This is a genomic window from Bradyrhizobium sp. PRIMUS42, assembly GCF_023006515.1.
Classification (GTDB): Bacteria; Pseudomonadota; Alphaproteobacteria; order Rhizobiales; family Xanthobacteraceae; genus Bradyrhizobium.
On the sequence record NZ_JALBGZ010000112.1, the window covers coordinates 1 to 11964 of the forward strand.

Below are 11964 nucleotides of genomic sequence, written 5' to 3' on the forward strand. Positions count from 1 at the left end.
GATTGACGGGAGAGCCGATGGGAGGCCGGGTGCGGAAATGCGAAGCCCGGCGCAGGCGCCGGGCAGAGCCGAGGAGGGTGGGGGTCAGGCTAGGCTGCGACCGCTTCCGGCAGGTGGCGGAGCTGCACCGGCAGTTTTGCCGCGATCTCCATTTCGGTGAGGTCGTCCAGCAGCTTCAGCGCGGTGCCATACTGGCTGACATAGACGAGCACGGTGCGGCAGCCGCGCACGGCCGCGGGCCAGCGCTCGCCGGCGTAGCCGCGGTAGTCGTCATGAGTGCTCGACCAGATGTGCTCGAGCCGCTCTTCGCGCGTCATCGCCCGGACAGGACGAGACTCGCGCTCGATGATGGCGGCCTTCATCCGCTCCGGCGACGCTCTGTCCGACAGGTCGCAGTAGCCGTGGAACCAGCGCATCTGCCCGTCAATCGACAGTGCCAGGAAAACGCTTGTCACGCTTGCCGTCATGAATTCGCGCATCGCAAACATGTCGGCGCGCATCCATAGCGGCGGCAGGATCTCGAACATGCAATCATGCTCGGACTCAGCGATCTCGAACCACTCGCCGGCGAAGAGGTGCCCTGCCCCGCCCTTGGCCATGGCCGGATTGCCGCGATGGCGGTTGAACATACGGTGCATCTCGTGGCGCGTCGCGACGCCTTCGAAGACCTTGCGAATGGTGAGTGAGGTGTGCATCGGCGGCTCCTCTTGGCCTGGCCGGACCGAAGCGCGAGAGATCCTCCTGACCTCTTCGTCACTTCAGTCCTTCATCACACCTCCTCGGCAGCCGCCTCGCCGGTCCGGCGGGTCAAGGGCCGCGGAACGCGGGCAAAGCTCACCCTTGACGCGCCGGCCGGCATGCGGCAGCGGTTTACCCCTTCCTTCTTTTCTCCCTCCTTGTTTGGGACATCCCCATCCCATCGCTCACGGGCAGAGCCTCAATTGCGATCATGCGCGAGCCTTGACGCCGCGCACCCGCGCGATCCGCGAGTCGGGCGGGCCTCCGGCATCGACCTTGCTCAGCTGTTCTCCTCTCTTCGTCAACCCCGTCAGATCCTCATTCCAGTCGCCGGCGCACGGTCGCAATCGCGCATACTGCGCGCTCGCGTCCGCGGCGATGGCACGAACGCGATCGGCGTAGACGTCACCCTGTCGATTGTTGTCGGTTGCTGCCACAAGCCGGGCGTTGGCGCGCTGGGCCAAGCTGCGGATGGCTTCCTCGGTCGCCGGCGACCAGCCGCCTCCGGTGCTGACATAAAGGGTGTCGGAGCGATGGACCTCGATCGCGGCGAGGCTCATGGCATCGATCGCCGCCTCCGTGATGCAAATCCGCTCGGACCTGACCGATCCGAAGCGAAACAGATCCTTGGCACCGTCACTGGCGAAGCCGCGCCATGCCGGCCCACGCTCCTCCCAGCCAGTGAGGACTCCAGCAGAATTGCAATGTGCCGCCCACATGCTGCCCTTTGGCCCCTCACGCAAACGATCGCAGGCGACCGCCTGCGTCACGATGTCGGCCGGCAGCCCGCGTTCATCGGTGAGATAGCGCCAGGCGCGCGAGCCCGAACGCGGCTTGAGGCGATTTCCCCACCGCTCAGCAATAGATCCAAGCTCCTTCAGCCTTGCCGGCCGCCGCCACGCTGGTGCTTTCGGAAGGAAACCAACCATATCTGCAACACGGTCACACGCTTCGACGAAACCATCAGCGCCAAGATGTTCAGCGAGCGAAAATACGTCCCCTTTCGCCGGCGACAACGGGTCGAACCAGCCGCGGCCTTCGTGGATGACGATGATGATATTGCTGTCACGGCGATACTTGATCGCGCGTCGGGTGCTTTCCTTGACGTCGACCTTCCAGCCGTCTTTCTCCAGCAGGGCCGCGCAGCCGACCTTTTGGCGCAGCTCTTCGATTTCTCTCTTGTCCATTTGTCTGCACCGGACTCGCGCAGGCGATTCCGACCCCTTCTACTGTTGGTCTCTCTTGCTCCTAGCCTTACGGAACATTCCCGGCCGGCCGCGAAGCCTGCCGAATGCAAGGGCGCGCTGACCAACCGTCAGTCGCCGCATCATCGGGCGCGGCGAAGCCTCCCTTGCAGCCGGCATGGCGCCAGCGGCAGCCGGTCACCCGGCTCAATGAGCCGGGCACCAGGGGTCGTATTCGTGAACAATGGCATCCTCATCGCCGTCGTACTCGCTGGAGACCATCACGCCGAATTCGGTATCAGCCTGGAAAAGGACGACTGGCACCATCAACGTGCGGGCCAGGTCGAAGGCGTGGTTCTGAGCGAGAGTGAGATTGTGCGACATTGAAGGCTCCCATCTTGCGGCGGGGACCATCCCCGCTCGACAGGCGCCGACGTGTTCGGGTGCGGCTGCGGTCACCGCGCAGGCGAAGCCGAAGAGGTCGCACGCTTGCGTAGCGAACCCCTTGCGGGTTGATCGTGGAAGGCCGTACCTGAACCAAGGAAAGCCCATTCGAGAGCGGGGTGGACCCTCACCGGAAGCATGGTGTGCGAAAGAGCACATCGTTCATCCGAGGGCCTTTGCCGTCGTGATCAACACCGAGAACAAGTGCAGCCGTTTAGTTGAACAGGCGACAGCGGTGGTGGTCGACGCGTGCGAGCTGGCCCAGGTGAGGTGACAAGCGCAGATTCGTCGGCAGCGCGGTGACCGCAGAGCTGGCTTATTAGCGGTCAACTGATCTTTCGCCGAGATCCCCGACGCAAGGCCGTGATTGATCAGCGAGAGGCGGTACTTACGTGGATTGGTGTGGCAGGTGGCTGCGTTCTGCCAGATCGAAGAAGCGGGTGAATTCGCCTTGAAATGTCATAGCCACCGTGCCCGTCGGACCGTGCCGCTGCTTCGCGATAATGACCTCCGCTTTGCCAGCGGCGTCTCTCATGTCAGATTCCCACGTGAGGTGCTCTTCGGTGCCCGGCTTGGGCTCTTTGTGCTTGAGATAATACTCTTCGCGATAGACGAACATGACGACGTCGGCGTCTTGTTCGATCGAGCCTGACTCGCGCAAATCCGAGAGTTGCGGCCGCTTTTCGTCGCGATTTTCGACCCCGCGCGAGAGCTGGGACAGCGCAACGACCGGGACGTTGAGCTCCTTGGCCAGCGCTTTCAATCCGGTCGTGATTTCAGTGATCTCCTGCACGCGATTCTGTGCCGCGCGCTGGGATCTGCCCTGCATGAGCTGAATATAATCGACGACAATAAGGTGCAGGCCTCGCTGTCGTTTCAGACGGCGCGCGCGGGCCGCGAGCTGGGCGATGGAGAGCGCGCCGGTTTGGTCGATGAAGAGCGGCAGGCGGCGCATTTTCTGGCGGTAGTCGAGGAGCCTGCCGAAATCGGTCTCGCCAATGTCGCCACGCCTGATGTTGGAGGACGGCACTTCGGCCTGTTCGGAGAGCACGCGGGTGGCAAGCTGTTCCGACGACATTTCCAGTGAGAAGAAGGCGACGATACCACCTACGATGGGCGTCAGCGAGCTAACGACCTGTCGTGTCGCGTCGTGGGCACTTGCGACATTGAATGCTATATTGGTGGCGAGGGACGTCTTCCCCATGCCTGGTCGGCCGGCGATGATGATGAGGTCCGTTGGTTGAAGACCGCCCATTTTGGCATCAATATCCTTGAGGCCAGTAGCAAGCCCCGAGAGCTTGCCATCGGACTTGTAAGCTTGCGCGGCCCTGTCGATGGCGTTGTCCAGCGCTGTCTCGAACGTCTCGAAGCCACCGCCATAGCGCCCCGTTTCGGCGATTTCGTACAGAAGCTGCTCGGCTTGCTGGATCTGATCTGCTGGGGGGCAATCGATGGGCGCCTCAAATGCGCCATTGAGCATGTCCTCGGCTATCCTGATCAACTCGCGTCGTACCGCAAGATCGTAGATAGTCCGGCCGTAATCGACGGCGTTGACGATCGTCGTCGCTTCCGCGGCCAGGCGCGCGAGATACTGCCCGATCGATGTTCCAGCGATGTCGATAGTGGCGGGAAAGCAAGTCTTAAGCGTGATCGGATTGGCAAGTTTGTTCGAGCGGATCAGTTCGCTGATCACCTCAAAGATGCCAGCGTGCAACGGTTCAAAGAAATGTTTGGCCTTCAGGAAATCGGCGACGCGGTGAAAGGCGTCGTTGTTGAGCAGCATGGCGCCGAGCAGCGCTTGTTCAGCTTCAATATTGTGCGGCGGCTCGCGATAGAGTGGAGCTTCCAACGGTTTCAGTTTGAATGCTGCTTCTGACACGTCTGACCGTCCGCCGGCGCCGATGTTGAAATGCAAACTCCAGGAAGAACAAGTGAACATGCACGGGATGGGCGACGAATCGCCTCCCGGGAGGAAGTGTAGCGCCAATGAAGGTAAAACCAATCGATTTGCACGCTTCTGGGCTCGGCCGACCTTTGCGGCTATTGGGCGACGCACCTCTTGCGTCAGGGATGGCAGCCCGCAAGGGGGAAGACCCGCTTGCGGGGCTTCCGCGCAGCCAACAGCCCGGCCCGCAGGGCGACGCCCGATTTCCTGCTCGAAGATTCTGCGACAACGTGGGTACGATGAACTGCGAGCAGCGATCCGTTTTTAGCTGAATAACCGCAAATGATGCGCGCCGAACTCATTTGATGAGGCCGCTGCACTTCTCGGCACGCTCACATTGGTTGATCACCGATCTTGAGCCATGCTTGCCGACCCAGACGGCAGTTCTAGGCATTATGGGAGCAATCCCTGGCGAAACGCGAGGGCCACAGCGTGGGGAAGGGTGAGTGCAGCAAGATTTCGCCTGGCATTGTCCAGATGATACTTCACCACACGCGACGAAACTCCTAGAAGCTGCGCAATATCCTGCATCGTCTTGCCATCAGAGATCCACTCTAGACACTGCCGCTCGCGCTGGGTCAGGGGACTTTCCTGCTGACTGTCTACGGGCGTGCGTTCTATTCTGGCGGCGTTGACATGCGCATGATAGGTGAGTCCCAACCTTTCCAACATGTCTCCCGAGCTCTCGACGAAGCGATCGAGTCCAAGGCTGCGGTCGTCCACCGCCAGCGTGAACGCCGCGAACTGGTTTTGGCTTGCGGGAATGCGAACCGTCAGGCCGGTCCTGATCTTGAAGCTGAGCGCATCGTCAAACAGACGGCGTTCCTTCGCCGACTTTGCGCTTCGCGCCTCACGTCCATCCCACACGAACATCCGGCCTGTGTTTCGCGGTTCCTGAAGAACGGGATCGATTTTGTCGTATCCCTCCCGAAAATAGTGGCTGGTCCAACTCTTCGGATAGGATGAGATCAGCTTGGGGCCATTTGCGCGGTGGCCAAAATAAGCGAACCAGCGGAAACCCAATGCATGCGCTGTTCGTTCCGCGATGCGTCGAAAATCATCTTCCGTATGGGCAGAGTGAAGACAATCGACAAATTCATCGCATGCTCTTTTGGCTTCTTTCATCGCACCCCTTTAGAACTATTCTGGTTCCCAAAAGCGACAACCGCGCAACATTCGCGCGTTGCGTGTGGGGCGTGTATTGCGGCCTTGCGGCAGCTTTGCGGCACGAACAATTCGATATCGCTCTGTCAGAACTACAGCATCAATGCGAGGATACGACGGAGGAGAAACAACCTCTGACTGTGGTCACACAAAGCAGCTCTTTTCTCCATTTCTTGAGGTTAAGGAATTCCATTCCCTGCGCTGTCAGATCTGGGCGCCACAAACTTATACAGTTTCCAAAGTTTGCGCGGATGACCACGCCTGCGAATGCGGTACGCGCCCCCAAGAGAACCATGACGTCCTGTCAGAAGTGACAGCGCAACGGCGTGACCGCGCCTGCTTTCTTGATCTCGAAGCTGTGATTCGTAAGCGAGAGGTTAAGAATGAAGGTCATTGTGCGCACACGTACGGCACTCCTGCACGACTCCGAACTGACCATGGGAATGCATCGTCTGCGCGGGCGCGTGTTCAAGGAGCGGCTCGACTGGGACGTCTCTGTCGCGGACGGATTGGAGACCGATCAGTACGACGCCTTCAGGCCGACTTATCTCTTGGTGGTCGAGCGGCGCGAGGTTGTCGGTTGTGTTCGCCTGCTGCCCACTACGGGGCCCAACATGCTTGCCGACACGTTCCCAGTGTTGCTGGATGGCCACGCGGCGCCCAAAGCAGCCAGGATCTGGGAGAGCTCGCGCTTTTGCGTTGACACCAAAACCGTCGCGGCAACAGCCGAGAACGGCTTGCGGGAAGCAACGTTCCTGCTGTTTGCGGCAATGATTGAATGGGGCCAGCAGCACGACCTGCAGGCCATCGCGACCGTCACTGACCTGCGCATGGAGCGAATCCTGCGCCGGGCCGGATGGCAACTCGATCGCCTCGGCGAGCCACGTCAAATCGGAGCCACCAAAGCCGTCGCTGGGCTACTGCCAGTCACCGATGACGTCCTCAGGGCGATCCGTGCAGCCGGCAAGATTTCGAAGCCGGCAATTGATGTTCCGTCAAGCACGGCGCTCGCGGCATAGCGTCCGTCTCCAGGTCCTGACAACAGCGAAAGGCTATCAACAATGGATCCAGCTGCATTCGCAGCTCTGGTCGAACAGTGCGCGCCGATGCCGGACCTGGTCCGGCCGCTGACGGCGATTGTGCGCCAGGCGAGCTCGTTCGAACCGCTGCTGATCACGATTCAGGCGCGCAGACCGGTTCCGATTCAGGCAAGCGACCGTGACGAAGCGATCGAGCTCGCGACTGAGGCCATAGCCACAGGCCAGCCGGTCCGCACCGGTCTCGCTCAGCTTGATGCTGCGGACATGAAAGAGGTGAGGCTGACGGTCACCACGACCTTCGACGCCTGCAAGCACATCGCCGGCCTCGCCAGATTGTTCCAGGCCCGATTGCAAGCAGCAAACGCGAACGCCTCAGGCCGCGATCAGGCCATTGCCAGCGTTGTCTCGAGCTTCGCGGCCAAAACTCCCCGAACAACTCCCGAGCCCCGAACCCCGCCCGGCGATGCCGACATTTCCACCGGCGACACCCCGAAAATCAACACGCCAGCTCCCTCCATCAACGAGCGTCCGAACTGGGACGTCTATCGCTCGGGCCTTGGCACGTCAGCCTTCGTCTATGAGCGATGAGGACCTCTTTTGCTTTGTCTCAACTCAACATGTGGTCCGGGCTGGTCCGGCTGCACTGCCAATCGGAGCCATGTCATGACTTCTCCTTTTAAACACTCCGCTGCACTCTTTTGCATGGGAGCCGTCCTCAGCATCGCCTTGGTTGAACCCGCACTTGCCCAGACCGCGAACATCGAGGGCGTGTTGCAGAACATCGTCAACATGTTGACCGGCAATGTCGCGCGCCTACTCGCGACGCTAGCGGTCATCATCGTCGGCATCGCCTGGATGTTCGGCTATCTCGACCTGCGCAAGGCCGCCTATGTCGTGCTCGGCGTCGCCATCACGTTCGGCGCCTCTGAGGTGGTCTCGACCTTGACCGGGGGGCGTTGATGAATGAGGCCGTGCGTCTCACGGAGGACACCTTATTCCTCGCCTGCACGCGTCCAGCCATGATTGCCGGCGTCACCATGGAAGCCATGGCGCTCAACGTGATGTTTTCCTGCATCCTGTTCCTGGTGGCTGGGAGCATCATCTACGGTCTGGTCGCCATCCCGATCCATGGTCTTTGCCGCATCATCTGCCGGCACGACCCCAACATGTTCCGGATCCTGCTCGCCTGGATCGAAACCCGCGGACGCACGCGCAACGCGTCGTTCTGGGGCGGATCGTCCTGCACGCCGCTCAAGCTCGTCCGGCGATATCGAACACGGGATCTTGGTTATGCGTAACGCAGCGCTCAAAACCCGGGAGATCGGGCCCGATGTCTACCTGCCGTTCGGCCGGCATGTCACCAATACGGTGATCAGTCTCACGACGCGGGCCCTGCTGACGGTGATCCGGCTCGACGGCACCTCGTTCGAGACCGCCGAGACGGCGGATCTGAACGACCTGCACGCCAAGCTGAACCTCACCCTGCGCAATGTTGCGGACCCGCGGCTGGCGCTCTGGACCCATCTGGTGCGACGCCGGACATCGGACTATCCGGACGGTGCGTTCCGATCGACATTTGCCGAGGCGCTCGACGCGCAATATCGCGACCGGCTCCGCAAGGCAGCGCTGTTTCGCAACGATCTCTATCTGACGCTGGTTTGGCATCCCGGTCGCGCCCCCGCCGACGCGGCGGCCGCGTTCTTCAAGCGGCTTGGCCGGAGTGCTGCGGCTTCCCTCGAGGTCGACGGCGACGCCATCAAGCGGCTCAACGATGCCGCCCGCGATATGGTCGCGGCATTGGAGCGCTACGGCGCCCATGCTCTCGGATTGAGTGAGCGTGATGGCATCGTATTCTCAGAGCCGATGAAGTTGCTCCACGGCCTCGCCTCCGGCGAGTGGATGCCAATGCCATTGCCGCAAGGGCCAATAGGCCCCGCGCTCTATACAAACCGCGTCATCTTCGGCCGTGAGGCCATCGAAATTCGCAGCGCGGGTGGGTCGCGGTTCGCTGGCATGTTTGGACTCAAGGAATATCCGGCGTCCACAAGGCCTGGCCTGTTGAACGCGCTGCTTTCCGTACCTCTCGAGGTCATCCTCACGCAATCCTTCGCGTTCTTGTCGAAAGCCGACGCCAAGACTGTCCTGACGCGCAAGCAGAATCAGCTGGTCTCGGCTCAGGATCCAGCGGCCTCGCAGGTCGATGAGCTCTCCGACGCACTCGATGATCTCGAATCCAACCGGTTCGCGCTCGGAGACCATCATCTGTCGCTGCTGATCTACGCCGAGACGCCTTCGCAGTTGCAGGATCACATGAGCGTAGCGCGGCGCGCTTTGGCCGACGCGGGCGCCGTGGTTGCGCGCGAGGATCTCGGCCTTGAAGCGGCCTATTGGGCCCAGCTCCCGGGACTGTTCAAGTATCGGGCACGAACTGGCGCGATCAGCTCGCGCAATTTCGCGGCACTTTCTCCGTTCCACACCTATCCCACCGGAAAGCCTGCCGGCAACCATTGGGGACCGGCGGTTGCGATGCTCAAGACCGCGTCCGGCTCGCCGTTCTACTTCTCGTTCCATCACGGCGATCTCGGTAACACCTTCATCTGTGGACCCTCGGGGTCTGGCAAGACCGTTGTACAGAACTTCCTGCTGTCGCAGGCCGAGCGGCTCGGCGCCACTTACGTCTTCTTCGACAAGGACCGAGGCGCCGAGATTTTCGTCCGTGCCGCCGGAGGCACCTATCTGACGCTCCACAACGGCATTGCGACCGGCTGCGCGCCGCTCAAGGCGCTTGAGCTGACGCCAGCCAATCTTTCCTTCCTGGGCACTCTTATCCGGAAGCTCGTTACGCCAGAAGACCGCGCGCTGACCGTATCGGAGGAGGAACGGATCGATTCCGGGTTGCGAGCCCTTGGTCACCTGCGGCAGGCGGAGCGCTCGTTCGGTGCGCTGCGGGCTTTTCTGGGCCAACAGGATCGCGAAGGAATTGGCGCCCGATTGGAGCGATGGTGCCGGGGTGCTCCTTTCGGCTGGGTGCTGGATGGCGAGCAGGATGCGATCGGCCTCGACGCCCGGTTTATCGGCTTCGACATGACCGATCTGCTCGATCACCCGACAGTGCGCACGCCGCTCATGATGTATTTGTTCCACCGCGTCGAACGCCTGATCGACGGCCGGCGCCTGATCATCGACATCGACGAGTTCTGGAAGGCGCTTGGCGACGAGGCATTTCGGGATCTCGCCAACAACAAGCTGAAAACCATCCGCAAGCAGAACGGCGTCATGGTTTTCGGCACGCAGTCGCCGCGCGACGCGCTGGCCTCCCCGATCGCACACACCATTGTCGAGCAGTGCCCGACGCAAATCTTTCTGCCGAATGCGCGGGGGACTCGCTCGGACTATGTCGACGGCTTCCATCTGACCGACACGGAATTCCGCCTGATCAAGGAGGAGCTCGCGCCCGAAAGCCGTCGGTTCCTTGTCAAGCAAGGCCACAATTCGGTGGTGGCAGAACTCGATCTCGGCGGTTTCGGCGATGCGCTCGCCGTGTTGTCCGGACGGACGGAAACCATCGAGCTGCTCGACCGCGTTCGGGCCGAGGTCGGCGATGATCCGGCCCAATGGCTGCCAGTATTTCACGCCGAACGGAGGACAATCCGATGACGGTTCTGCGTATCCCGATGGTTCTCACGTCCATCTCCGTCCTGACCTTCGTGATGGCATCACCTGCGGAGGCGGAGATTGTGTTCGATCCTAGCGTCTATGCGCGGCAATTCGAGCAACTGACGGAGCTGAAGAAGCAGGTCGACACCCTGACCTCCCAGCTCCGGGTGGCGCAGGATCAATTGAACCAGGCCAAGCAGCTCTATGACAGCTTCAACAAGCGCACCAACGCCAACGACATTGGCGCGCTCTTGAACACGCCGCAGTTCCGGAAAGTTCTACCCCAACAGTTCTCCGACATCGAACGTCTCGTCGCGGGGCAGGGTGGGGGCAACTTCGCCGATGCGATGAACCATTATCTTTCGCAGAACCGCGCCTATGCCGGCAACAGTGGCAATTCGTATTATCAGAGCGAGCTCGACCGGATCGCGCGGCAGACCGGCGCCAAGCACACCATGGGCCAGGCAGTCTACGACACGGCCTCGCAGCGTATCGATGCGCTGGAAGACTTGAGAACGCGTATCAGCTCGGCGACCGACGTCAAGGAAACTCTCGATCTGTCCGCGCGGCTGCAAGCCGAACAGGCACTGCTGCAGAACGATGTGCTGCGGATGCAGGCCCTTGCAATGATTCAGCAGGCCCGCACGGACATGGACGGACAACGCGAGCACGAGAAGCAGCGCCAATTGGTCGATGAAATGAAGGCGGCCCTAAAATGACGATGAAGGCATGCATTCTGGTAATCGCTGTCGTCGCTACCCTAACGGGCTGCAACGAGGCTGATAGGGCCGAGCAGACGAAAACCGTCGGCTGGTTTCTCGACCATCGGGACGAGCTCGCGGTGGCCATCAAGGCTTGCCGCGACAATCCCGGAGAATTGGGAAAGACGCCGAACTGCATCAACGCCAATGAAGCGCGCAACAAGATCACCATCCAAGAGATGAAAGACGCGCTGAAGTAAGGATCGCCGCGATGGCCGTAAACGTCTTTGATAGTTTCCTGAAAGAGTTCGAACAGCCGATCACGGCATTCGTGTCGACCTCGGTGTCTAATCTTGCCTCCTACATTGATGGCCCCCTCCGCACGGCCGTGATGCTCTATGTCATCCTGTACGGTTTCGCGGTAATGCGGGGCGCAATCTCTGAGCCAATTATGGAGTTTGCCTGGCGGGCGATGCGGATCGTGGTCGTGGTGCTGCTAGCGACCAACTCGAGTACGTTCCAGCAATACGTCACCGGTCTGTTCTTTGATTCCTTGCCGAAGGAGATCGGCAACGCCTTGGCGGGCTCTGGACTGAATACCAACTCCGGAACTCCTTTCGATCAGCTTCTCTCCAAAGGAATCGACGTCGCCAACCGGATTTACGAACAAGCCGGTCTGACCAACATTGCGCCTGCGCTGATTGCCGCCATTCTCTTGGTCTTTGTGGCGGTTGGCTCCTTCTTGCAGTTTGCCATCCTGCTCTACGCCAAGGTTGGTCTGGGTGTCGTGATCGCACTCGGGCCGCTCTTCATTGCACTTGGATTGTTTGAGGCTACGCGCCCGTTTACGGAAGCCTGGCTTCGGCAGGTCGCGAATTTCGTGATCCTGCTGGTGCTGGTGGTCGCTCTGGTCGGGTTGATGTTAACAACCGTCACCGGCTTCATCGACAGGTTTGCGGCAAACGCCGGCACGGCGGGCGAGATGGTGGTGGCCGCGGTCGCGATCAGCGCGGTGCTCGGCCTGTCCGGTTACATCTCGCTTCAACTGCCGGTCATCGCAGGCGGCCTCGCCGGGGGCGGTGCGTCGCTCG

13 protein-coding genes are annotated in these 11964 nt (G+C 61.0%); 8 read left to right on the forward strand and 5 right to left on the reverse strand.

All coding sequences use genetic code 11. From position 1 onward, the window contains the following. Positions 1-89 precede the first annotated feature (89 nt). The 5 genes from MOV75_RS11870 to MOV75_RS11890 form a co-directional block, all read right to left on the reverse strand. The gene (locus MOV75_RS11870; protein WP_247005764.1) at positions 90-695 is read right to left on the reverse strand and encodes a DUF1419 domain-containing protein; all 606 of its coding nucleotides are present in this window, start codon (positions 693-695) and stop codon (positions 90-92) included. A 252-nt stretch (positions 696-947) separates the two neighbouring features. Beyond that, positions 948-1925 carry a DUF3991 and toprim domain-containing protein gene (locus MOV75_RS11875; protein ID WP_247005766.1) on the reverse strand — a complete coding sequence of 326 codons (978 nt, stop codon included), beginning with the start codon at positions 1923-1925 and terminating at the stop codon, positions 948-950. A gap of 204 nt (positions 1926-2129) precedes the next feature. Then, complete coding sequence (locus MOV75_RS11880; protein WP_247005768.1) at positions 2130-2306, reverse strand: hypothetical protein; 177 nt, start codon at positions 2304-2306, stop codon at positions 2130-2132. 448 nt (positions 2307-2754) lie between these two features. Continuing rightward, positions 2755-4245 carry a replicative DNA helicase gene (locus tag MOV75_RS11885; protein ID WP_247005770.1) on the reverse strand — a complete coding sequence of 497 codons (1491 nt, stop codon included), beginning with the start codon at positions 4243-4245 and terminating at the stop codon, positions 2755-2757. 459 nt (positions 4246-4704) lie between these two features. Next, positions 4705-5436: an autoinducer binding domain-containing protein gene (locus MOV75_RS11890; RefSeq protein ID WP_247005772.1), complete on the reverse strand. Its 732-nt coding sequence runs from the start codon at positions 5434-5436 to the stop codon at positions 4705-4707. 422 nt (positions 5437-5858) lie between these two features. On the opposite strand from MOV75_RS11890, the gene MOV75_RS11895 reads away from it, so the two are divergent. The 8 genes from MOV75_RS11895 to MOV75_RS11930 all read left to right on the forward strand — a co-directional run. Beyond that, positions 5859-6494: an acyl-homoserine-lactone synthase gene (locus MOV75_RS11895; protein WP_247005774.1), complete on the forward strand. Its 636-nt coding sequence runs from the start codon at positions 5859-5861 to the stop codon at positions 6492-6494. Between the two features lie 42 nt (positions 6495-6536). Next, positions 6537-7103: a type IV secretion protein gene (locus tag MOV75_RS11900; protein ID WP_247005776.1), complete on the forward strand. Its 567-nt coding sequence runs from the start codon at positions 6537-6539 to the stop codon at positions 7101-7103. 75 nt (positions 7104-7178) lie between these two features. After that, a complete protein-coding gene (locus tag MOV75_RS11905) occupies positions 7179-7475 on the forward strand; it encodes a TrbC/VirB2 family protein (RefSeq protein WP_247005778.1) in 297 nt (98 codons plus the stop codon). Beyond that, positions 7475-7813, forward strand: a complete 339-nt coding sequence (locus MOV75_RS11910; RefSeq protein WP_247005779.1) for a type IV secretion system protein VirB3 — start codon at positions 7475-7477, stop codon at positions 7811-7813. Before MOV75_RS11905 ends, MOV75_RS11910 begins: the two co-directional genes overlap by 1 nt. After that, complete coding sequence (locus MOV75_RS11915) at positions 7806-10172, forward strand: VirB4 family type IV secretion/conjugal transfer ATPase (protein WP_247005781.1); 2367 nt, start codon at positions 7806-7808, stop codon at positions 10170-10172. The genes MOV75_RS11910 and MOV75_RS11915 overlap by 8 nt, the downstream gene beginning before the upstream one ends. Further along, entirely contained in the window at positions 10169-10891 is a 723-nt protein-coding gene (locus tag MOV75_RS11920) for a type IV secretion system protein (RefSeq protein WP_247005784.1), read from the forward strand. The genes MOV75_RS11915 and MOV75_RS11920 overlap by 4 nt, the downstream gene beginning before the upstream one ends. Further along, positions 10888-11133, forward strand: coding sequence for an EexN family lipoprotein (locus tag MOV75_RS11925; RefSeq protein WP_247005786.1), 246 nt, complete (start codon positions 10888-10890; stop codon positions 11131-11133). Before MOV75_RS11920 ends, MOV75_RS11925 begins: the two co-directional genes overlap by 4 nt. Before the next feature lie 11 nt (positions 11134-11144). Beyond that, positions 11145-11964 (forward strand): type IV secretion system protein (locus MOV75_RS11930; RefSeq protein ID WP_247005788.1); only part of this gene is annotated, 820 nt, incomplete at its 3' end.

Bases quoted from the DNA above. Each gene is read 5' to 3' on its own strand.
- MOV75_RS11875 (WP_247005766.1), bottom strand. From the start codon at position 1,925: ATGGACAAGAGAGAAATCGAAGAGCTGCGCCAAAAGGTCGGCTGCGCG.
- MOV75_RS11915 (WP_247005781.1), top strand. From the start codon at position 7,806: ATGCGTAACGCAGCGCTCAAAACCCGGGAGATCGGGCCCGATGTCTAC.
- MOV75_RS11910 (WP_247005779.1), top strand. From the start codon at position 7,475: ATGAATGAGGCCGTGCGTCTCACGGAGGACACCTTATTCCTCGCCTGC.
- MOV75_RS11870 (WP_247005764.1), bottom strand. From the start codon at position 695: ATGCACACCTCACTCACCATTCGCAAGGTCTTCGAAGGCGTCGCGACG.
- MOV75_RS11900 (WP_247005776.1), top strand. From the start codon at position 6,537: ATGGATCCAGCTGCATTCGCAGCTCTGGTCGAACAGTGCGCGCCGATG.
- MOV75_RS11880 (WP_247005768.1), bottom strand. From the start codon at position 2,306: ATGTCGCACAATCTCACTCTCGCTCAGAACCACGCCTTCGACCTGGCC.
- MOV75_RS11890 (WP_247005772.1), bottom strand. From the start codon at position 5,436: ATGAAAGAAGCCAAAAGAGCATGCGATGAATTTGTCGATTGTCTTCAC.
- MOV75_RS11895 (WP_247005774.1), top strand. From the start codon at position 5,859: ATGAAGGTCATTGTGCGCACACGTACGGCACTCCTGCACGACTCCGAA.
- MOV75_RS11925 (WP_247005786.1), top strand. From the start codon at position 10,888: ATGACGATGAAGGCATGCATTCTGGTAATCGCTGTCGTCGCTACCCTA.
- MOV75_RS11920 (WP_247005784.1), top strand. From the start codon at position 10,169: ATGACGGTTCTGCGTATCCCGATGGTTCTCACGTCCATCTCCGTCCTG.
- MOV75_RS11905 (WP_247005778.1), top strand. From the start codon at position 7,179: ATGACTTCTCCTTTTAAACACTCCGCTGCACTCTTTTGCATGGGAGCC.